Source organism: Acinetobacter sp. NigerLNRRAM0016 (assembly GCF_054112845.1).
In genome coordinates this window covers 20,986-43,432 of record NZ_JBSYVT010000019.1, presented here as the reverse complement: position 1 = coordinate 43,432, position 22,447 = coordinate 20,986, and the positions used below count along the sequence as shown (strand labels likewise).

The window sequence follows — 22,447 nt, the reverse complement described above, 5'->3', positions numbered from 1 at the left end:
TCTGGATGTATTTTAGCGGAATGTTGCGCAGAGCCAAAATAATTCAGGCCATTTATCTTTCGTTGCGGCAATAAAAAAGCCACTGTTGAACAGTGGCTTTTTTGAATCTGGCGTCCCTACGGGGATTCGAACCCCGGTTACCGCCGTGAAAGGGCGATGTCCTAGGCCTCTAGACGATAGGGACTTATGAGGCAACACAGGTAAAACGATTTTTTGGTGGAGTCAAGCGGGATCGAACCGCTGACCTCTACAATGCCATTGTAGCGCTCTACCAACTGAGCTATGACCCCAGTCTGTGTGAGCGCAATATTAGGGATATTCTGCTCACACGTCAACAGCTAATTTAATTAAGCTTGTTCAATTGCATTATTTTTCGGCAATTTCAGGCTTTCATTGAGTTTTTCCCATACTTTTGCTTCTTTTTTACTCGGCGCACCGACAATTTCCAGTGCATGACGTAAACGGGCGAAGGTCAAGTCTGGTCCTAAAGTCACCATGGATTGCATCACAGGAGTCGAAGAGGTTGAACCTGCGATGGCAATAAAGAACGCTGGCATGAAATCACGCAGTTTAATGTTCATCTGGTTGGCTAAATCCATCAGGATCTGGCTGACCGTGTCATTGTTCCATGTGAACTGGCTTTCTAAACGCCAGATCGCAAACTGTAAACTTTGACGGACTTGTTCTTCAGTCAATTTCTTGCTTTCAAACTGCTCTTTAGTAATTTGAGGCATATGGTTGAAATAGAAACCTGCCCAATTCACAGCTTCAGAAAGTAAGTGAATACGTGGCTGAATCGCAGCAGCAATATCTTCTAGGGTATTGCGGTCACTTTTCCAGCTCAATAGACGATCCAGCAACTGACCAGGGGTGAGGGATTTAATCCATTGACCATTCAGCCAATTGAGTTTTTCCACATCAAAAATTGGACCACCCAAAGACACGCGCTGTACATCAAAGTGTTCAACCATGTCATTTAAGGTAAAGACTTCACGTTCGTCAGGCATAGACCAGCCCATACGACCCAAGTAGTTCAAGAGCGCTTCAGGCAAAACACCGATATCACGGTAGTAGTTGATTGAAGTCGGGTTTTTACGTTTAGACAGTTTTGATTTGTCTGGGTTACGCAACAATGGCATGTGGCACAGGGTTGGCATTTCCCAACCAAAATATTGATACAGCAACTGATGTTTTGGCGCAGATGGCAACCATTCTTCACCACGCAGCACGTGAGTGATTTCCATCAAATGGTCGTCAACTACGTTGGCCAAGTGATAAGTTGGCAAACCATCGGTTTTTAATAACACTTGCATGTCGACTTGCGCCCAAGGAATTTCAACCTCACCGCGTAATAAGTCATTAATTTTGCACACGCCTTCTTCAGGCACTTTCATACGAATTACATGGGGTTCGCCTGCTGCAAGACGACGTTGTACTTCTTCTTGGGTCAGTTTTAAGCCGCGACCATCATATTTTTGTGTTTCGCCACGTGCCTGCTGTTCTTCACGCATTTGATCCAACTCTTCAGCCGTTGCGAAGCAGTAGAACGCATGACCTTTTTCAACCAAGTCCAAAGCATATTGTTTGTAGATATGCATACGCTCAGATTGGCGGTAAGGCGCGTGAGGCCCCCCAACATCTGGACCTTCAGACCAGTTCAAACCCAACCAGCGTAAAGAATCTAAAATCATTTTTTCAGATTCAGGAGTAGAGCGAAGTTGGTCGGTATCTTCAATACGTAGGATAAATTCGCCACCGTGTTTTTTCGCAAAACACATGTTAAATAACGCGATGTAGGCAGTTCCTACATGAGGAAACCCTGTTGGTGAGGGAGCAATACGGGTACGAATAGTCATAACAATATTTTCAAAAGGTGAACTGGGGCTATTATAACGAAAAAGCCCAATCACTTAATGCTAAATTCAACATTTGTGATTGGGCTTGTCACCAATTTCAAAGGGGGAAATTGGTGTTTTGGATCAAGAATTATTTTGCGGGAAAATCGACTGTAAAAAACGAGAGAAGCGTTCGTTCTGTGTCGCAAAGAAACTTTGTGTTGGCGCAACTTTAATTGCAGTCAGAACTTTCAGGTTATTGTCTGCCTGTAAATAATTGTCACCCTGCTTTTGTTGATTGAGTGCTTTCTCAATCAAAGAGACTTTTTCAGGGGCAACGCTTTTGTTCATGGTGGCTTTAATGGCAGCCGTATGGCCTGTTTGTGCCATGAGACCCAAGCCAAGGCTGAGGCAAATCGCTTGCAAATAGTGTAAGTTCATCTCGAATTCCCCTTTAACTCAATATGTTGAGAACTTTTTTATCAAATAATGTTCAACATACTATAGCTACAATTTAAACATCTTTAGAAACATAAAAGTAGACTTGCGTCACACTTTTTACAAAAAGATAAGAAAATCTAAGCGATTCTACGCATCATTGTTACATTAATATTGATGACTTGCTGTTGTAGCAAATAAATATGAAGACATCATGAAGATTGTAATATTGTGACAAATTTTAGACTATTTCATGACATCTTTTCAGCATATTTCTTTGTGTATATTGCAACATTTTATATATCTGAAAATCAGAAAAACTACGCTTAAATGATTATATGTTTATGATTGTTAAAATAATTTATTAAAAATATAGTGCTAAAAACAGTGATTAGAGTGAGCACATGAATAAAAACATCTTAGCATTTGGAATCGCCATCTTGGCAGGGGTTTCTGGACAGGCATTTGCAGCGAAAAGCTTTTTGAATGTGTCTTATGATCCCACTCGCGAGTTCTATCAGGAATATAACAAAGAATTTGGACAATATTGGAAACAGCGCACAGGGCAGGAGATTGAATTTAAGCAGTCGCATGGCGGTTCGGGTAAACAGGCGCGTGCCGTAGCAACAGGGCTGGAAGCAGATGTGGTGACTTTGGCTTTAGCCAACGATATCGATGAAATTGTGAAAGCAGGTTATATCGATAAAAACTGGCAAAAAGAATTTCCGAACAATTCTGCACCTTATACCTCAACCGTGGTGTTTTTAGTGCGTAAAGGCAATCCGAAGCAGATTAAAGACTGGAATGATTTGGTCAGGCCCGGGGTAGAAATTATTACCCCAAACCCGAAAACAGGGGGCGCACCGCGCTGGATTTATCTGGCGGCTTGGGGTTATGCGCTGAAACAGCCGGGTGGAAATGATGCCAAAGCCCGTGAGTTGGTCAAAAATCTTTATCACAATGTCAAAGTATTGGACTCGGGTGCACGCGGGTCGCTAACCACATTTGCCGAGCGTGGTATTGGGGATGTGTTGCTGTCTTGGGAAAATGAGGCTTTATTGGCAACCAAGGGCTTGGGCAAAGGCCAGTTTGAAATTGTTTATCCTTCCATTTCAATTTTGGCAGAACCTTCGGTTGCGATTGTCGATAAAACGGTAGATAAAAATGGCAACCGCAATTTAGCCAAGGGCTATCTCAATTATTTGTATTCGCCTAAGGGGCAAGATTTGGCCGCCCAATATTATTTCCGTCCACGCAATGCACAAGCGGCCGCCAAATATTCGGCACAATTTTCGAAGCTGAAACTGTTCACCATTGGTGATGTTTTTGGTGGTTGGGCAAAAGCACAGCAAACGCATTTTGTGAATGGGGCGATATTTGATCAAATCTATAATCAAGCCCATTAAACAGACTGAAAACAGTACAAAAAAGTCTCCAAAGGAGGCTTTTTTTGTTGAAGGCATACAATAGAAACGGTTTTCTCTATGGAAAGTAATATTTCCCTACAAAAAGACGTTTGGAGCTTTGATAAAACAAGGTAATAATGTGCAGTTAAATTTTTGGTACTTTGATTGCACTGTTATGTCTCATATTTCTGTATTACTTCATGAAACTGTGGATGCCTTGTTGGCAGGTCGGAATACAGGAATTTATGTCGATGGCACCTTTGGTCGTGGCGGACATACGCGCTTGTTGCTTTCAAAACTCGATGCAAATTCTACCGTGTATGCCTTTGACAAAGATCCGCAAGCTTTGGCTGTTGCAGCCGAATTGGAGGCAGAAGATCCACGCTTTCATATTATTCATGCCAGTTTCGCAGACCTACAACAAGAATTGGCTGCATTGGGTTTAGAACATGTCGACGGGGTCATGGCGGATTTAGGCGTGTCTTCACCGCAACTGGATCAGGCTGAACGTGGCTTTAGTTTTATGCAGGATGGTCCATTGGACATGCGGATGGACAACTCGCAAGGTCCAACGGCAGCCGAATGGTTAATGCAGATTGAAGAAGAAGCCTTGGCGAATGTGATTTTCCAATATGGTGAAGAGCGTTATAGCCGTCGTATCGCCAAAGCCATTAAAGCTGCGGGTCAAATCGACACCACACGCCAGTTGGCAGAGATTGTGAAAGTCGCGCATCCCAAGTGGGAAAAAAATAAACATGCTGCAACACGTACATTTCAGGCAATACGTATTGCGATTAATAAAGAATTAGAAGATATTGAAGCTTTCCTGCCTCAAGCCGTTGAGGTGCTTAAACCTGAAGGACGTTTGGCGGTGATTAGCTTCCATTCTCTGGAAGATCGCCTGATTAAACAATTTATTCAGAAAGAATCAACATTGCCTGAAGACTCAGGATGGGGTTTACCACAACAACAGCAAGATACCCGTCGTTTGAAGAAAATTTCGCGTGTACGTGCCAGCGAAGAAGAAGTAAAAGCCAATCCACGTTCCCGTAGTGCTTGGCTTCGTGTTGCGGAACGCTTAGTTTAAAAAGGCAAACCATGAAAACTGAAGCAGTCGAAAAGAAAGCAGAAAAATTGCGGACGAAGAAATATATTACGTATGCCTGCATGTTAATTTTGGTGTTTATCAGCGCAATTATGGTGGTATTTCAGGTGTTTGAATACCGCCATGATTATCGTGAACTCAGTTCATTTATGCGCGAACGCGATGATTTGAATGCAGAGTGGGGACGTTTATTGATTGAGCAGCAAACCTTTGGTGCGACAGCACAGATTGGTACGCGTGCCGTCACCCAGCTTCGAATGTATTCACCGCCAACCGCGCAAACGGTTGTGATTTCTTTACCTATGACTTCAGATGATAAAAAATAAGGCTAGCTGTATATGGTAGACAAGCAGACCAAGCAACCACGTAAAAAGCAGCAGTCAATTACGGGAAAAAATGCCATCAGCGTCGAGATGTGGCGTTTTTATCTGATGTGGGCGGTGGTACTCATGTGCTTTATCGCTCTTGTGGGGCGTGCATTCTATGTGCAAGTCATCAATCGTGACTTTTTACAAAACAAAGCCAATGCCAATATTTTGCGCACCGAAAGATTAAAAGCCATGCGTGGCGTAATTTATGATCGTCATGGTGTGCCGTTGGCAATCAGTACCCCTGTGATGAAGGTGGTGATTGACCCGCGTGATTATTTTGATAATAAAAAACTGTTTGATGAAATTACTGCTGAATTGGCGAAAGATCCACACAACCGCAAATTAAAGCGTCAGTTGCCCGATAAAAATCTTAACTTAGATGAGTTGGCTGATGCGGTAGGTATGGATCGCACCGAACTCAAGAAAAAAATGAATGAGCGCCCGCGTTCGCGCTATTTGGTGTTGCAAAAAGAGATTCCGCCGCAGCAGGCTGAGTTGATCGAGAAACGTGAATTCCAAGGGGTGTACACCGAGAAAAACTACAAACGTTATTACCCGCAACCGCAGCCGAATGCGCAAATTATTGGCTTGACCAATAGTGAAGGGGTCGGGATTGAAGGTTTGGAAATGCAGCTCAACAAGCGCCTTGCAGGTGTAGATGGTGAGCAGCAAGTGGTGCGTGATAAGAAGGGTAACCGAGTCAAAGACCCTGAAGTGGTTAAAGAAGTCGAGTCTGGGGAAAATATTACCCTAAGTATCGACTCGCGTCTGCAATATATTCTCTATCGCGAATTGACTGCGGCAGGGGTTGCCAATAATGCACGTTCTGCATCTGCTATTGCCGTAGATGTGAAAACGGGCGAAATCTTGGCGATGACCAGTTGGCCGTCTTATAACCCGAATGACAAGAATGGCTTAGCCAACAAAGATGCCATGCGTAACCGTGGTGCGACGGACATGTTTGAACCAGGTTCAACCATGAAGCCCTTAACGGTCGCGATGGCTTTGGAAACGGGTAAATATCAACCCAATACCGTGGTGAATACCTCGCCGGGTTCGATGCGCGTCGGTAATCACACCATTCGCGATACCCATAACTATGGACAGTTAACGCTGGCGGGGATTATCCAAAAATCGTCGAACGTGGGTGTCGCAAAAATTGCCTTGTCCTTGCCATATTCAACTTTACCGACTTTCTTGAAGCGTGTGGGTTTTGGTGAACGTTCAGCCGTGAAATTCCCAGGTGAAAGTTCGGGTCTGGTTTTACCACCAAGCAAGTGGAATGTCTCGGAAGTGGCGACCATGGCCTATGGTTATGGTATTAACGCGACGGTGCTACAAATGGTGGATGCTTATGCGATGTTGGCCAATCACGGAGTCAAAGTTCCTTTAAGTTTATATAAGCTGGAAGAACCACCAAAAGGTCAGCAAATGATTGATCCGAAAATTGCCGATCAAGTGCTGTTGATGATGGAAGCCGTGACTTTGCCAGGCGGTACAGCACGTCAAGCTAACATTCCGGGTTATCGTGTCGCAGGTAAAACAGGGACGGCACATAAATTACGGGCTGACCGTAAAGGCTATTCAGAAAAAGAATATCGTGCGCTGTTTTCAGGGGTAGCGCCTGTGAGTGATCCACGTCTGGCGATCTTTGTGGTGGTGGAAAACCCACAAGGTCAATATTATGGTGGTTTGGTTGCAGCACCTGTATTTGCTCGCGTAATGCAAGAGTCTCTCCGTTTAATGAATGTGCCTTTAGATAAACCTTTAGACACGCCGAAAATCCAGTAATAGGTGCTGAATGTCAATTACATTTCAAGAACTGTATCCTTCTGATCAGATCGCTGGATGGATGAAACAACCTTTTCAAGGTTTTTGTTTAGACAGTCGCCATGTTGAGACTGGACAAATTTTTATTGCTTTAAATAGTTTAAGTCAGCCAGAAAAAACGGTGCAATTTGCGCAGGCTGCCTTGGATCAAGGGGCATTGGCAATTATCAGCGAAACCGAGTTGGGGCTTGCTCCGAGTCTGGTGGTACCTGAAGTCCGTCATTTGATGGGTGCGTGGCAAAAACAGTATTTGCAAGCGGTATCTCCAACAGCAGCGCTGCCGATTTTGGCGGTGACAGGAACCAACGGTAAGACCACCATTTCCAGATTGGTGGCAGAGTTGTTGCTACTACAAGGTCAGCCATGTGCCGTGATGGGCACTACGGGTAATGGCATTCTTCCGAATCTAGAAAGCTCATCTCATACCACGCTTGATGCTTTACAGTTGCAAAATGCCTTGCACAATTACGCAAAACAAGGGGCAAAATTTGCCTCGATTGAAGCGAGTTCGCACGGTTTAGAGCAAGGGCGTTTAACGGGTTGTGCGATTGAGATTGCAGCGTATAGCAATTTAAGTCGAGATCATCTGGATTATCACGGCACACTGGAAGCCTATGCCGAAGCCAAAGCGCTGCTGTTTAAATTTGAGTCTTTGAAATTTGCGGTTATTAATCTGGATGATGAATATGCAGCACTGATGTTGGCGGCAGCACAAGCCAACCCAGCCAAACCACAGATTTTGACCTATTCCATGACCCAAGCTGCGGATTATCAAGTTCAGGATATTCAATACAGTTTGTCGGGTGCGAATTTCAGTTTAGTGACCGCGCAAGGGCAATTCATAGTGCAAAGTCCACTGCTTGGACATTTCAATATTGAAAATCTGGTCGCCAGTTTGATTGTGGCGCAACATTCAGGTTTTGATTTGGCACAGTTGATTGCAACAGTTCCGCAACTTAAAGGTGCACCGGGACGCATGCAGGTGATTCGTGATGATGCGCGCTTGTTTGTGGTGGATTATGCACATACCCCAGATGCCTTGGTGCAAGTCTTAACCACCTTGAAGCGCCATGTTGAACAGAATTTATGGGCGGTGTTTGGCTGTGGTGGTGATCGAGATCGCGGTAAACGACCATTGATGACCCAAGCCGCTTTAAATGGTGCCGATGTGGTGCTGTTGACTTCGGACAATCCACGGACTGAAAATCCAGAACAGATCTTTGCGGATATGAAAGCGGACATTGATTTCTCAGGATATGTGGTGCATGAAATTCATGACCGCCGCGAAGCGATTAAATTTGCAGTTAAAACTGCGCAGGCAGGTGATATTGTAGTGATTGCAGGTAAAGGGCATGAGAACTATCAAGAAATTGAAGGTGTTCGGCACTGGTTTGATGATGTGGTTGAGGTGCAAGCTGCCCTTGATGCCCAACATCACGCTACCGATTCAGCATATCCCGCGCAATAGGAAATACAGATGCATACTTCAACCACCAGTACCGTTCCTTTAGAACCATGGACTGCAGCAGAGTTGCTGGCAGCCACACAGGGTTATTGGCTGCATGATCGACTGCCAAGCGCTGACATTAAACGTATTTTGACCGATTCACGTCATGCGGAGCAGGGTGATGCATTTTTAGCGCTGAAAGGTGAGCGTTTTGATGCACATGATTTCGTTGCAAAAGTTGCAGAGCAGGGCTGTGAGGTGGCGATTGTCAGTCAGCCTGTTGATGCGGATATTTGCCAGTTGGTCGTGCCAGATACGCGTTTAGCGTTGGGGCATTTGGGGGCTTATCGACGTGCACAGCATCAAGATTTAAAAGTGATTGCATTGACGGGGAGTAGTGGTAAAACCACCACCAAAGAAATGCTCGGTAGTATTTTGTCGCGTCTTGCACCGACCCTGATTACACGCGGTAATTTGAACAATGATTTGGGTGTTCCGATGATGTTGTTAGAGTTACGCGCAGAGCATCGTTATGCGGTTATGGAGTTGGGCGCCAGTCATCAGGGTGAAATTGATTACACTTCACAATTGGTTCAACCCCATGTAGCAGGTATTCTCAATATCGGGACAGCGCACTTGGGCGAGTTTGGCGGTCGTGACGGGATTTGCCGTGCCAAATCTGAAATTTATGCACACATTGCCCCGACAGGGACCGCGATAGTTCCTGCAGCAGATGATTTTACCGATCAAATTCGCCAAATGGTACACACAGAGCAAGTCTTGAGTTTTGGTCAGGGCGGTGATGTTTATGCTTCGAATGTGCAGTTACAAGCGCAATCGGCAAGTTTTACCTTACATACCCCGCAAGGCGAGCGTGTTGTGAACTTACCTTTTGCCGGTGAGCATAATGTGCAGAATGCGACGGCTGCGGTTGCTTTTGCACTGGCGATAGGTATTGACCTTGATGATATTGTGCTCGGTCTAGAGCAGGCGAAAGGTGCCAAAGGTCGATTGAACTTTATTCAGAAAACCCCTTATCTGTTCATTGATGATACTTATAATGCTAATCCAACGTCCATGCGTGCAGCAGGTGAAGTGCTTGCACAGCAAGACGGTGTCCGTGTGATGGTGATTGGTGATATTGGTGAGCTGGGTCAAAGTGCGGCACAGCAACATTATATGCTGGGTCGTGATTTGGTTTCGATCAAAGGCATTAACTTCGTGGTGGCGGTCGGTGAATTCTCACCTGCAACGCAAGAAGGTGCGCGCAGTACCCAATATGGTAAAAAATTACAGGCCTTCTTGAATCAAGAACAAGCCTTACCGTTTTTAATTAGTTTAGTCGAAACACATCAACCCCAGTCGATGAGTTTCCTGTTTAAAGGTTCTCGTTATACCCATATGGAAACGTTGATGACTGACTTGATGGAGAAACTCTAAAATGCTGTTATGGTTATTTGAACAGCTTGCGGGCTATCACAGCTCATTCCAAGTAGTACGCTATTTAACATTACGTTCATTGCTCAGCGTTTTGACCGCACTTTCTATTGGATTGGTGCTGGGTCCAGTCATGATCCGTAAGTTACAAGCCTTAAAATATGGCCAGGCGGTGAGTACCTTTGCCCCAGAAAACCATGCCAAGAAGATGGGTACACCGACCATGGGCGGGGTGCTGATTCTGCTTTCAATCGGAATTTCGACCTTGCTTTGGGCAGATTTATCCAACCCTTATGTCTGGATTGTCTTGGGCGTGATGGTGATTTTTGGTGCTGTCGGCTGGGCGGATGACTGGATTAAAATCCGTTATAAAGACAATGCTGGTTTGCCAGCGCGGAAGAAGTTTTTCTGGACATCGGTTGCGTCGATAGGTGCGGGCATTGCGTTGTATGTGATTGCTAAACAACAAGATAATCCAGTGCATACCGCGAATATGCTGGATTTGCTGATTCCATTCTTTAAGAACCTCAGTATTCCATTGTCAGCGATACCGTTAGGGATTGGCTTTATTATCTTTACCTATCTGGTGATCAACGGGGCATCCAATGCCGTGAACCTGACGGATGGTCTGGATGGTCTAGCGATCATGCCGATTGTACTGGTGGCTGCGGGTCTAGGTGTCTTTGCCTACTTGGCGGGTGATGTACGTTTTGCTAACTACCTACATATTCCTTATGTCAAATACTCTTCTGAACTGGTGGTGATCTGTGCAGCCATGATTGGCGCAGGTTTGGCTTTCCTCTGGTATAACGCACATCCTGCTCAGGTATTTATGGGCGATGTCGGTGCGTTATCGCTGGGTGCAATGCTGGGCACGATTGCCGTGATGGTTCGTCAAGAAATCGTATTTGCAATTATGGGTGGTGTATTTGTGGTGGAGGCGATTTCGGTCTTCCTGCAAATTGGTTCACTGCGCATGCGCAATAAGCGGGTGTTTTTGATGGCACCATTGCATCATCATTATGAGAAAAAAGGCTGGCGTGAAACCCAAGTGGTGATTCGTTTCTGGATTATCACAATTATGCTGGTGGTTTTGGGTCTAATGACTTTAAAATTGCGCTAAGCAAAATCCGTAAAAATCAGGTCGGCATATGCCGACCTTTTTATTTTATGGGCAGTTTTTGGAGAATATGATGAATCTACTCATGTGCCCTGTATGTCGTGAGAAATTAAGTTTGGTCGAAAAGACGTGGCAATGTGAGAATCGTCATAGTTACGATGTGGCTAAACAAGGTTATGTGAATTTACATGTTGTACAGCATAAGCACAGTAAAACACCTGGGGATACGGTTGAATCGGTACAAGCGCGTCGTGCATTCCTAAGTGCGGGGTTCTATGCGCCTTTGCAGCAGGCTGTGGTAGAGAAATTACGTCAGCTTCGCATTGAAAACCTGTTGGATATTGGATGTGGTGAAGGCTATTACACAGCTGCCATGCAGTCTGAAGTATTGCAATGTGTCGGTGTGGATATTGCGAAAAATGCAGTACAAGTTGCAGCTAAACTGAATCCAGACGTCACGTGGGTGGTGGGTACGGGCGCAACCTTACCTGTATTAGATCAATCGATTGATTTGTGTAGCAGCCTATTTAGTCCTATTCCGCAGCAAGAAATCTTGCGTGTTTTAAAAGACAAAGGTTACTTGTTGGTGGTGACGCCTGCACCAGAACATTTGTTTGCTTTGCGAGAAGCGCTATTTGAGGAAGTCAAACCACATGAGCCGAATAAATTTGTGCAGCAGCTGGCTTCTGATTTTGACTTGCTTGAATCGCAGGTGGTGAGTGCTGAATTGCAGTTGCCGCAACAACAGTTAAAGAACCTGATTGCAATGACGCCCTACGCTTACAAAGCTAAGGTTGAACGACGGAGTGCATTGGAAGCATTAGCTGAATTTCGCGTAACCGCACAGTTCCAATTGTATTTATTTCAAAAGAAATAAGCATATAAAAAGCCCTCAAATAGAGGGCTTTTTATATGCTGTTATGCATCGCTTATTGGAACTGATCAATCAGATGTTCAATGGCATCAGCCTTTTTTGTCGCAGGTGCGTTTTGCATGGCTGGAGGCGCTTGATCACTTGGAACCAAGGCTTCTTCATCAGGTAAGTCATCAAAATCACGTTCAGGTGCCCGTGCGGGTGCAGCAGGTTTTGGACGTGATAAAGGCTGAGCCAAAGGTGGTGAAGAGCGGTAGTCCTTTTTGGTCTCACCTTCAATAAATTGTGTGTCATTATGCAAAGTTGGTGCTTTGGCATTTTGATCCAAATGTACCCAAGCAGATGGTGTGCCTTTTAGAGCATTGTCCATAAAGTTGGTCCAGATCGGTAGTGCAGCAACGCCACCATATTCACGACGACCTAAAGTGGTGGGTTGGTCAAAGCCGACCCATGCAACACTGACCAATTTGCCATTAAAACCAGCAAACCACGCATCTTTAGCATCATTGGTGGTTCCTGTTTTACCCCCCAAGTCATCACGACCAATTTTGAGTGCAGCACGGCCAGTACCGTGCTGAATCACATCTTTGAGGATGTTGGCCATATCAAAAGCTGAACTGGATTTTAAAATACGCTGTGCTTGGCGATATTCTGGATTGGTCGCACTGGGCTCTGTAACTTTGGCTTCCGCAGCTTGGTTGGTGACCTCAATGACTTCATCGTCAGGTGTTACAGGTGCTGCTGAATCAGAAGCATCTTCTTTTGCATTAATGCATTCGATACAAGCATATTCTGGATTGGATTGATAAATGACTTTGCCATACGCATCTTCAATACGATCAATAAAGTGTGGTTGAATGCGATAACCACCATTGGCAAATGTGGCATAACCTGTTGCCATTTGAATTGGCAGGACTTGCGGTGTCCCTAAGGCGATGGTGTAGTTATTGGGGATTTGGTCCTCTTGCAGACCAAAATCCATAAATAATTGGCGAGTACGTTCAATCCCTACAGCTTGCAGTAACCGGACAGAAACAGTATTACGTGATAAATAGAGGGCGCGACGCAATGGAATCATACCCAAGTAGCGACCATCTGAATTTCGAGGTGACCACTTGCCAATGGTAATTGGGCTGTCGTTGACCATGGTAAAAGGCGTCATGCCACGCTCTAAAGCCAAAGCATAGACAAAGGGTTTAATGGTCGAACCAGGTTGACGCCAGCCCTGTAAGGCACGGTTGAATTTAGATTGATAAAAATTATAACCACCGACAACCGCTTCAATCGCACCATTGTTTGGATTCAACGCAATCAGTTGACCTTGTACCTTGGGAATTTGAACCAAAGCCCATGAGCTTTTGTCTGCATTGGGTCTTAAGCGCACAATATCTTTGACTTTGACAATTTGAGATGCACGACTGGGTGCAGCACCAACACTGTTGGCGTTGCGATAGGGACGCGCCCAAGACATGCCAGACCAAGGTACAGTCACGCTAGAACCATCCTGCATAAAGGCTTCAAAAGAAGTGTCGTTGACTTTGGTGACTTTGGCAGGATAGGTGTTGGCATAGGCAGTGAACTGTTTTAGATCTTTATCGTGGGCTTCTGCACCACGCCAGCCATGGCGTCGGTCATAGGCTTCCAAACCATCTTGTACCGATTGTTCTGCGAAGAATTGGCGTTGGCTATTGATGGTCGTATAAACTTTATACCCAGAATCAATCGCTTGCTCACCAAATTTACTGACCAATTCTGAGCGAACCATTTCCCCGACGTACGGAAACAAATTGCTCACGCCACGGTCAGGCATGTCTAGGTTGATGGGTTCAGCAATTGCAGTTTGATATTGTTCTTGGTTGATATAGCCCAGTTGTAACATACGACCCAAAATCCAGTTGCGACGCTCTAGTGCACGCTCTGGATTAGCGACGGGATTGTATTTTGAAGGTGCTTTTGGAAGACCTGCAATCATAGCCATTTGTGCAATACTTAAATCTTCAAGGTTTTTGTTGTAGTAAATCTTGGCAGCAGCAGCGATCCCATAGGCATTTTTACCCAAAAAAATCTTGTTCACATAGAGCGTGAGAATTTCTTCTTTACTCAGGTTTTGCTCAATCTTGCGCGCAAGGAAAACCTCGGTCAATTTACGCTTTAAAGTGCGTTCAGGGCTAAGGTAATAGTTTTTTGCCACCTGCATGGTAATGGTCGAGCCACCTGTTTGAACATTTGACCCTGTAATGCTTTCACTGACCGCGCGTCCTAGCCCCTTAAAACTAATGCCACTGTGTTCAAAAAAGGCCGAATCTTCTGCAGCCAAAAAAGCATGAATGAATGTACGTGGGATTTGATCATACTCAACAGGTACAGAAAGTTTGCCACCATATTCTGCAATCAGTTGTTGATCTGCACTATATACTTGTAATGGTTTTAATAAGGGTGCTTTTTTTAGGATGCTCATTTCAGGCAAAGAGGGGGCAATATAGAGATACATGCCATAAAACCCCATAGGAATTGCGACCAAGACTATAATTATGATCAAAAAAAATGGATGAACACGGCCTGAACAAGATAGCTTTTTCATAACAAGTAAGTTTTAATAGGAGCTAATGGCAAACTAATTGGTGGTCAGTATAGCCGTTTACAGATACGGATTGTTAATGAGTTATTGTATCCGTATAAAATTATAGACCGCAGCCAGTTGGTTAGTTACTTCTATTGGGGATAAAAAAATAATAGGAATAGTATTGTGCTCAGGTTATATCGTAAGCCAAGTAAGGGGTTAATAGGAGTAGATATTAGTTCCACTTCTGTTAAGTTGTTAGAGCTGTCTGTAAAAAACGGTCGCTATTGGGTGGAAAGCTATGCTTTGGTCCCATTACCAGAAGGCAGTGTTGTTGAAAAGAACATTTTAAATCCTGAAGCGATTGGGGATGCTTTGGAACGTGCTTTAAATCTAGCAAATGTTCAATCAAATGCGGCTGCAATTGCCATTCCAACATCTATGGTGATTAGTAAAACTATCGAAATGGATGCGGATATGACGGATGATGAGCGTGAAGTTCAAATCCGTATGGATGCCGAACAATATATTCCGTTCCCTTTAGATGAAGTCAGTCTTGATTTTGAGGTGTTGTCTGACCGTTTGGCGAATCCAAATCGCGTCAATGTACTCTTGGTCGCAACACGTCTAGAAAATGTCGAAGCACGCTCTGAGGTGCTGGAGCTGGCGGGTTTGACTCCTAAAATTGCGGATGTGGAAAGTTTCGCAATGGAAAATGTCTATAAAGTCTTTGCGGATACCATGCCTATGGGGGTGAATACCGTCGGGATTTTGGATATTGGGCATACCATGACCACCTTGTCTGTGATGCAAAATGACAAGATTATTTATACCCGTGAACAGGTCTTTGGTGGAAAACAGCTGACTCAGGAAATTCAAAACCGTTATGGCCTTTCCTTTGAGGAAGCAGGTCGTGCCAAGAAAAGCCGTACCTTACCCGATGATTATGATGTTGAAGTCTTAGAACCATTTTTAGAAGCTGTGGTGCAACAAGCAGCGCGTTCACTACAATTCTTCTTTTCATCTTCGCAATTTAACGAGATTGATCATATCTTGTTGGCGGGTGGTAATGCCAACATCCCAGGTCTGGCGAAGCTGCTACAACAAAAATTAGGTTATCGCGTTACGATTGCGAATCCATTTTTGCAAATGGGCTTTTCACCAAAAATTGATATTAAAAAGATTGAAAATGATGCTTCCTCTCTCTTGGTGGCGTGTGGTCTGGCATTGAGGAGTTTTGATTAATGGCAAAAATTAACTTGCTCCCTTGGCGTGATGAGCTAAGAGAGAAACGGAAAAAAGAATTCATTGTTATTTGTATTGGGGCTGCTTTAATTGGGGTGTTACTGGTTGTTATGGCGTGGTTCTATTACAACTATAAACTTGAAGATCAAGAACAAGCAAACCAACTGATTATTAGTACCAATCAAAATCTGGATGTACAGTTAAAGTCTTTAGAGGGTTTACAAGAGCAGCGTAATGCCATTGTAGAACGTATGAAGTTGATTCAAGGGCTGCAAAGTCAACGTCCTATCGCAGTACGTTTGATTGATGAAATGGCGCGAGTGGTTCCTGCGAATTTGTATATCACCAAATTCTCACGAATCGGCGATAAATTCACCATCGAAGGTAAGGCCGAAAGTCCAAATGCTGTGGCTGAATTCTTGCGTAATCTAGAAGCTTCACCTTGGTATCGTAATGCCTTTATGAACTCCTTCTTGGCTGTCGAAGAAAACAAAAACAAGGCACCGAGTTCGGTTGTTCCTCGTGTTGAGGATGGTTATGGAAGCTTTGTAGTTACTGCAGATCTGGATGAAATCGCAATGCCTACTACGGATGCTGCGAATGATGCAAATGCCGTGGCTAGTTCAAAAGCGGGGGCAGCAAAATGAGTCGTGATGAATTTGATGAGCTAAATCAGGAAGCTGTCATTAAGCCGAAGAAAAAAATGACAGTGGAGAAGTTTTTTCAACAATTTAATACTTTAGATCCAAATAATTATGGCAGTTGGCCGTTATCAGTAAAAATTACCTGCTGGGTTTTTATTGTTTTCTTAATCTGTGCGGTGGGTTACTTTTTAGTGATTAAACCGAAATTAGATGCAATCTCCAGTGCACATGCACAAGAGCAAAATCTACTGAATGAATTCAGAGAAAAAGATTCAAAGTTACGTAACCTTCAGCAGTATCAAGCACAGTTACAGGAAATGGAGGCAAACTTTAACCAGCAGCTTGAACAGTTGCCTAAAGAAACCGAAATTCCAGGTTTGGTTGAAGATATTAACGTGACTGGTGTGAATTCTGGACTGAAGTTTAAGAATATCCGTTTAGAGCCAGAAGTTAAGCAAGAATTTTTTATTGAACAGCCGATCAGTATTGAAGCGACGGGTGATTACCATGCTTTCGGCTCATTTGTGAGTGGAATTGCGGCATTACCACGTATTGTGACCTTGCATGACTTTGATATTACATCTTCAATTAGTAATGACAAAAAGTCGGAAATTCCGCAAGTAACATATGTGGCTAAGGCGAGAACATATCGCTATGTGGGTAATCAAGATAGTCAAAATGCGGCAGTTGGTACGAGTACAGCGACTGCTCCGACAGCAGTTACTCCAGAAGGAGCGAAGTAATGAAATTTGAGAAAATAGCATTTGCTTTGATGTGTGGGTTGGTGCTAGTGGGGTGTGATTCGCGTATTGATGCTGTGAATATGGAAATGGTCAATATTCGTAATCAGCAACCAATGCCGATTGAACCTGCCCCAGTATTTCCGCCTGTACCGACTTTTAACTATGCCGCGCATCAATTAAAAAGTCCATTTATGCCGAGTTCACTGGCGGCAGAATTAAAAATTATGGCAGGTAAACGTGTTTATCCGAACTTCTCACGTCAGCCTCAACCACTCGAAAGTTATGCTTTAGAATCCTTGAATATGAAAGGCAGTATGCGAAATCAGTCTGGGCAAATTTTGGGGTTAATTCAGACACCTGATGGTGAGATTGAGCGTGTGCTAATTGGTAACTATATGGGCATGAATCAAGGGCGCATTGTAAAAATTACGCCTACACAGATTGACTTAATAGAAATTATTCCAGATGGAAGAGAAGGTTATGTTGAGCGCCCACGTAGTCTGGTTTTAATTGGGCCTGCACCTTAATTTAAAGGAATAAAAATGAAAAACAGTATTCAAGATTTTATATTTGGGGATGGTAATACAATGAATCATATTTTCCGTCAATTTTCTATGGGTGCAGTAGCGATGGCGGTGATGCAAGCAGCCAGCGCACAAGTGAGCATGACCAATGTTGTGCCGATGCAAATACCGGGACAAGGTACAGAAATTCGTGTGATGTTTAATGGGATTCCACCGCAACCGCAAGCGTACCAGTTGGAACAACCATCGCGTCTGATTTTAGACTTTGATAAAGCACAACAGACCTTAAAACAAAGCAATATTAAAGTTGCGACTAAAGAGGCAAGTTCGGTCGATGTGTCTTCAGATGCCCAGCGCTCACGTTTAACGGTGAATCTGACTGATGCAGGTGCATTTACCACACGTGTTGAAGGCAACACCTTTATTCTGAAAATTAATTCAACCGATAATAATTTTGCTACACCAGTAGCGACCAGTGTCAAGGCACCAACTCAAGGTGTTTCAAATATCGGTTTTCAGCGTGGCTCGGAAGGTGAAGGTCAAGTTGTTATTGATTTGTTAGGCAGTAACACGCCTGCAGATGTACAACAACAAGGCAGTAAAATTGTGGTTCGCATGTTGGGGACTAAAATTCCAGCCCATTTAACTCGCCGTTTAAATGTGAATGACTTTGCGACACCAGTGGCGACTGTGGATGCTTATAATGATGGTAATAATGGAGTTATTACCATTCAGTCTTCTGGTAGTTATGAGTATATGGCTTATCAGGCGGAAAATAAGCTGACAATTAGCTTGAAACGCCCTGTTGATAAGAATCCGATGAAACCGCATGCGTCAAATAGCTATACAGGCAAGAAAATTTCACTCGATTTTCAGGATATTGAAGTACGTCGTGTATTACAGTTGTTGGCTGACTTTACTGGCATTAATATGGTTGCTGCGGATACAGTGCAAGGCAATATTACACTGCGTTTAAAAGATGTTCCTTGGGATCAAGCACTCGATATTATTCTTAAAACCAAAAACCTAGATAAGCGTCGTAATGGCAATGTGATTTGGATTGCTCCTGTTTCAGAACTCATCAAAGCCGAAGAAGAAGAAGCGAAAGCAATCGCACAAAGCGTAAAGCTTGCTCCTCTGCAAACCGAATATATTCAATTGAACTATGCTAAAGCTAGTGACATTGAAAAAATGATTACGCAGGGTAAAAATGCTTCGAATTCTAATAATTCAAGTAATAGTAATAATATAGATCCTTTAGGGGATAGTGTAGGTAGCTTATTGAGTCCACGAGGGACTGTTTCAATTGATCCTCGTACCAATATGCTGATTATTAATGATACCTCACAGAAAATTGATCAAATTCGTAAGATGATTGATCTATTAGATGTGCAAGTACAGCAAGTGATGGTTGAAGCACGTATTGTGCGTGCATCTACTTCATTTACCAAAGAGATGGGGGTGAAGTGGGGGATTCTATCGCAAGGGATTAATAGTAATAATGATCTCTTAGTAGGTGGTAGTGACCAGACGCTATGGGATCTAAAAACACCTGATGATGATGGTAAATATACCATCCAACGTCCAGATAACTTGAATGTGGATTTGGGTGTTACCAATCCCGCTGGACAAATTGCATTTAGCTTAATTAGCTTATCTGATTTTATGTTGGATTTAGAGCTTTCAGCCTTACAAGCGGATGGTTATGGTGAAGTTATTTCAACACCAAAAGTACTGACAGGTGATAAGCAAAAAGCTAAAGTGGCGACAGGTCAAGAAGTGCCTTATCAAACTACGACCAACTCGGCTTCAGGTTCCACAGCAACTACGTCTTTTAAAGAGGCTTTATTAAGCCTTGAGGTGACTCCAAGTATCACTCCAGATGGTAAAGTTCAAATGCAGCTTGATATTGCAAAGGATTCAATTGCGGGTGAAGCGCCAAACGGTGAGTTGATCTTGAATAAAAACACTATTACAACCAATGTCTTGGTGAATAATGGTGAAACGGTAATTTTGGGTGGAGTATTTGAACAAACGACTAGTAACTCACAAACCAAGGTGCCTTTCTTGGGGGATATTCCTTATTTAGGCTGGTTATTTAGAAAAGATACCAAGTCAGATGACAAGCAAGAGCTCTTGATTTTTGTGACACCACGAATTGTTAATGACAGTGTTCCAAGAAATCATTAATATATTTTCAATTTAAACAAAATTAATAGGTGACTCCTTGCCAAGCAAAGAGTTTAATTCCCTACCAAATATCTATTTGGTAGGGCCGATGGGGGCGGGAAAAACAACAGTTGGACGGCATTTGGCGGAATTGTTAGGCCGAGAATTTCTAGATAGTGATCATGAAATTGAGCGAAAAACAGGGGCGACCATTCCGTGGATTTTTGAAAAAGAAGGTGAAACGGGGTTTCGTACCCGTGAAACTGTTGTGATTGATGAGTTGACCGCACGCCCTCATTTGGTACTTGCTACAGGGGGGGGGGCAGTCACTCAAGCCCCGAATCGTGCTTTCTTAAAGCAACGTGGTATTGTTGTTTATCTCTATACTCCTGTCGAAATCCAGCTACAGCGGACCTATCGCGATAAGAATCGCCCACTGTTGCAAGTGGAAAATCCAGAGCAAAAACTCCGAGACTTACTTGCGATTCGAGACCCTTTGTATCGTGATGTTGCTCATTATGTGATTGAGACCAATCAAGGTGCTGCACGTGATCTGGCACATAAAATCTTAACCATGATTACCTCACAACCGATTGATTGAATAGAAAAGCAGTTGAATTCATGCAAACTTTACATGTAGAACTCGGTGAACGCCGTTACCCTATTTTCATTGGCAGTGATTTAGATCCTCAAACTTTACTTGCACCTTATATTTTGGGGCAACAAGTAATGATTGTGACCAATACCACGATTCAACCTTTGTATTTAGATCATTATGTGCAAGCAATTGAGGCTTTGGGTAAGAAAGTCGCTACTTGTATTTTGCCTGATGGTGAAAAATATAAAGATATTCAACATTTGAATCTGATCTTTGATGCTTTGCTTGAAGCGGGATTTAACCGAGATTGTACGGTATTGGCTTTAGGTGGTGGGGTCATTGGGGATATGGCAGGATTTGCATCTGCCTGTTTCCAGCGTGGTGTGTATTTTATCCAAGTACCGACGACACTGCTATCTCAAGTGGATTCCAGTGTGGGTGGCAAAACTGGCATTAATCATCCACTCGGGAAAAACATGATTGGGGCTTTTCAGCAACCGCAAGTGGTGCTGGCAGATATGTCGCAACTGAAAAGCTTGCCTGATCGTGAATTATCCGCTGGTTTAGCAGAAGTGATTAAGTATGCTTTGCTTGGAGATGAGGACTTTCTGGTCTGGCTTGAAGCAAACATGGAGGGGCTGGTTGCGCGTGATCCTGCATTATTGGCTGAAGCAGTTTATCGTTCTTGTGCGCATAAAGCGCGCATTGTTGCAAATGATGAAAAAGAACAAGGTGAACGTGCGTTGTTGAATTTAGGACACACTTTTGGTCATGCGATTGAATCCTATTTAGGCTATGGGGTGTGGTTGCATGGTGAGGCTGTGGCGACAGGCATGGTGATGGCAGCAGATTTGTCTCACCGTATGGGGTGGATTTCTGAAGTCGATCTTGAGCGTACAAAAACAATCATACAGCGTGCAGGTTTGCCGATAGTATGTCCTGCGATTCCATTAGATGACTTCTTGGGTTATATGGCGCATGACAAAAAAGTGCTGAATGGTCAATTGCGACTGGTTTTGTTAAAACAGCTTGGTCAAGCCGTGATCACCAAAGAATTCGATGTAGAATTGATGCAGCAGGCAATTGTTGCGAATCAAATATAATAGAAGGTTACATATGACAACGCTCCGCACACATTGGCAAAATACACAGCGCTATATCTGGCTTGTGGGCGGAGTGGTGTGTCTTTTTATTGCATTGATATTTTGGGCTGGGTCGGATACTAGTGAAGAACTGGTAGAGGTTAATAAAGCAGTTGAATCAGATGCAGAGTTGCAGATTCAGCCTGCACGCGTCACAGCAACAACTAATTTAGGTACATTGCAAGAAGAGGTGCGCCCGATTGCACTGACCACTAGAGTGGTGGCAACGGGAAATCATGCGAGTGAATTTCGTGGCAGTAAGTTTATTGCAGAGCAAAAAAATAAAACGGCGATTGAGCTTTTTCATGTAACTGAAGAAGACATTATTAAAAGTTATTTAAATAAACAGGGGAATCGACAAAATTATTTTTATCTCCGTTTAAGCGGAGAACAACAGCAAGAACAATATGTTTTGTTTTATGGTGTGTATTCAGGTGAAAATGAGGCGAAGCAGGCACTTGCGCAGCTTGACCTGAAATTGCCTGCATCTGTACAGCCGCAAGTACGAGCTTTGGAAGGCTACGCAGCTCAAGTGAATGATATGGGTATGGAAGAAATGCAGGGCTCGACACAACTATACGCCGTGAAACTCAGTCCTGCGGCTTTACCTAAAATTGATGTAACTATGCTCAATGCAAATAAGCCGAAGCCTGCGAGTGCTAATTCCAGTCAGGCCGATGTGGGTAATGCGACCACGAGTACTACAGTTACGCGCAGAGATGCGGACGGCAATGTGATTGATGTGCAAAAATCTCAATCTCATACCGAGAATAATTCAAAATCAACCAATTCAACGTCATATAGCAGCACTCCAGTGCGCCAAGAAATTGCAGATCCGTTTAATTAATCGTTCTAAAATGGCGCATATTGTGCTATACCAATGATTAAATGCGCAAAAATGGTGCAATTAAAATAATGCTTAAAAGATGCCAATTGAGGTCGAACACTTGATATTTCTA

Annotated in this window: 19 protein-coding genes and 2 tRNA genes; 16 read left to right on the top strand and 5 right to left on the bottom strand. The window is 43.6% G+C overall.

What is annotated here, in order from left to right; translation table 11 throughout:
* Nucleotides 1-108 precede the first annotated feature (108 nt).
* The 4 genes from ACWQ4X_RS12540 to ACWQ4X_RS12525 all read right to left on the bottom strand — a co-directional run bounded on the left by ACWQ4X_RS12540 (nt 109) and on the right by ACWQ4X_RS12525 (nt 2,276).
* A tRNA-Glu gene (locus ACWQ4X_RS12540) sits at nt 109-184 on the bottom strand.
* Nucleotides 185-214: 30 nt separating this feature from the next.
* Nucleotides 215-290: transfer RNA gene (locus tag ACWQ4X_RS12535), tRNA-Ala, on the bottom strand.
* 57 nt (nt 291-347) lie between these two features.
* A complete protein-coding gene (gltX, locus tag ACWQ4X_RS12530) occupies nt 348-1,856 on the bottom strand; it encodes a glutamate--tRNA ligase (protein ID WP_457903865.1) in 1,509 nt (502 codons plus the stop codon).
* 123 nt (nt 1,857-1,979) lie between these two features.
* A complete protein-coding gene (locus ACWQ4X_RS12525; RefSeq protein WP_044739705.1) occupies nt 1,980-2,276 on the bottom strand; it encodes a hypothetical protein in 297 nt (98 codons plus the stop codon).
* A gap of 401 nt (nt 2,277-2,677) precedes the next feature.
* On the opposite strand from ACWQ4X_RS12525, the gene ACWQ4X_RS12520 reads away from it, so the two are divergent.
* The 8 genes from ACWQ4X_RS12520 (at nt 2,678) to ACWQ4X_RS12485 (ending at nt 11,866) form a co-directional block, all read left to right on the top strand.
* Nucleotides 2,678-3,679 carry a sulfate ABC transporter substrate-binding protein gene (locus ACWQ4X_RS12520; RefSeq protein ID WP_457903864.1) on the top strand — a complete coding sequence of 334 codons (1,002 nt, stop codon included), beginning with the start codon at nt 2,678-2,680 and terminating at the stop codon, nt 3,677-3,679.
* Between the two features lie 175 nt (nt 3,680-3,854).
* On the top strand, nt 3,855-4,766 hold the full coding sequence (gene rsmH / locus ACWQ4X_RS12515; RefSeq protein WP_457903863.1) for a 16S rRNA (cytosine(1402)-N(4))-methyltransferase RsmH: 912 nt from the start codon (nt 3,855-3,857) through the stop codon (nt 4,764-4,766).
* Nucleotides 4,767-4,846: 80 nt separating this feature from the next.
* Nucleotides 4,847-5,110, top strand: a complete 264-nt coding sequence (gene ftsL, locus ACWQ4X_RS12510) for a cell division protein FtsL (protein WP_374530694.1) — start codon at nt 4,847-4,849, stop codon at nt 5,108-5,110.
* A gap of 12 nt (nt 5,111-5,122) precedes the next feature.
* A complete protein-coding gene (ftsI, locus tag ACWQ4X_RS12505) occupies nt 5,123-6,946 on the top strand; it encodes a penicillin-binding protein PBP3 (protein WP_100241932.1) in 1,824 nt (607 codons plus the stop codon).
* A 10-nt stretch (nt 6,947-6,956) separates the two neighbouring features.
* A complete protein-coding gene (locus tag ACWQ4X_RS12500; RefSeq protein ID WP_457903862.1) occupies nt 6,957-8,453 on the top strand; it encodes a UDP-N-acetylmuramoyl-L-alanyl-D-glutamate--2,6-diaminopimelate ligase in 1,497 nt (498 codons plus the stop codon).
* Between the two features lie 9 nt (nt 8,454-8,462).
* On the top strand, nt 8,463-9,872 hold the full coding sequence (locus ACWQ4X_RS12495) for a UDP-N-acetylmuramoyl-tripeptide--D-alanyl-D-alanine ligase (RefSeq protein ID WP_457903861.1): 1,410 nt from the start codon (nt 8,463-8,465) through the stop codon (nt 9,870-9,872).
* A 1-nt stretch (nt 9,873) separates the two neighbouring features.
* Complete coding sequence (gene mraY / locus ACWQ4X_RS12490) at nt 9,874-10,992, top strand: phospho-N-acetylmuramoyl-pentapeptide-transferase (protein ID WP_016168712.1); 1,119 nt, start codon at nt 9,874-9,876, stop codon at nt 10,990-10,992.
* Nucleotides 10,993-11,062: 70 nt separating this feature from the next.
* On the top strand, nt 11,063-11,866 hold the full coding sequence (locus ACWQ4X_RS12485; RefSeq protein WP_161933072.1) for a putative RNA methyltransferase: 804 nt from the start codon (nt 11,063-11,065) through the stop codon (nt 11,864-11,866).
* Between the two features lie 52 nt (nt 11,867-11,918).
* Here the strand turns inward: ACWQ4X_RS12485 and ponA are convergent, their stop codons facing one another.
* Nucleotides 11,919-14,444: a penicillin-binding protein PBP1a gene (gene ponA, locus ACWQ4X_RS12480; RefSeq protein ID WP_457903860.1), complete on the bottom strand. Its 2,526-nt coding sequence runs from the start codon at nt 14,442-14,444 to the stop codon at nt 11,919-11,921.
* A 165-nt stretch (nt 14,445-14,609) separates the two neighbouring features.
* Here ponA and ACWQ4X_RS12475 point away from each other — a divergent pair, with 165 nt between their 5' ends.
* The 8 genes from ACWQ4X_RS12475 to ACWQ4X_RS12440 are packed head-to-tail and all read left to right on the top strand — an operon-like array spanning nt 14,610 to nt 22,335.
* Complete coding sequence (locus tag ACWQ4X_RS12475; RefSeq protein ID WP_016168709.1) at nt 14,610-15,668, top strand: pilus assembly protein PilM; 1,059 nt, start codon at nt 14,610-14,612, stop codon at nt 15,666-15,668.
* Nucleotides 15,668-16,315 carry a PilN domain-containing protein gene (locus ACWQ4X_RS12470; protein WP_457903859.1) on the top strand — a complete coding sequence of 216 codons (648 nt, stop codon included), beginning with the start codon at nt 15,668-15,670 and terminating at the stop codon, nt 16,313-16,315. Before ACWQ4X_RS12475 ends, ACWQ4X_RS12470 begins: the two co-directional genes overlap by 1 nt.
* Complete coding sequence (locus ACWQ4X_RS12465; RefSeq protein ID WP_457903858.1) at nt 16,312-17,055, top strand: type 4a pilus biogenesis protein PilO; 744 nt, start codon at nt 16,312-16,314, stop codon at nt 17,053-17,055. Before ACWQ4X_RS12470 ends, ACWQ4X_RS12465 begins: the two co-directional genes overlap by 4 nt.
* Nucleotides 17,055-17,582 (top strand): pilus assembly protein PilP, encoded by a 528-nt coding sequence (locus ACWQ4X_RS12460; protein WP_161932964.1) that lies wholly within the window; start codon nt 17,055-17,057, stop codon nt 17,580-17,582. The genes ACWQ4X_RS12465 and ACWQ4X_RS12460 overlap by 1 nt, the downstream gene beginning before the upstream one ends.
* 60 nt (nt 17,583-17,642) lie before the next feature.
* Nucleotides 17,643-19,769, top strand: a complete 2,127-nt coding sequence (pilQ, locus tag ACWQ4X_RS12455) for a type IV pilus secretin PilQ (protein ID WP_457903878.1) — start codon at nt 17,643-17,645, stop codon at nt 19,767-19,769.
* A gap of 37 nt (nt 19,770-19,806) precedes the next feature.
* Complete coding sequence (aroK, locus tag ACWQ4X_RS12450) at nt 19,807-20,349, top strand: shikimate kinase AroK (protein ID WP_457903857.1); 543 nt, start codon at nt 19,807-19,809, stop codon at nt 20,347-20,349.
* Nucleotides 20,350-20,369: 20 nt separating this feature from the next.
* Complete coding sequence (gene aroB, locus ACWQ4X_RS12445) at nt 20,370-21,449, top strand: 3-dehydroquinate synthase (protein WP_457903856.1); 1,080 nt, start codon at nt 20,370-20,372, stop codon at nt 21,447-21,449.
* A gap of 13 nt (nt 21,450-21,462) precedes the next feature.
* Nucleotides 21,463-22,335 (top strand): hypothetical protein, encoded by an 873-nt coding sequence (locus ACWQ4X_RS12440; protein ID WP_457903855.1) that lies wholly within the window; start codon nt 21,463-21,465, stop codon nt 22,333-22,335.
* The last annotated feature ends 112 nt before the right edge of the window (nt 22,336-22,447 follow it).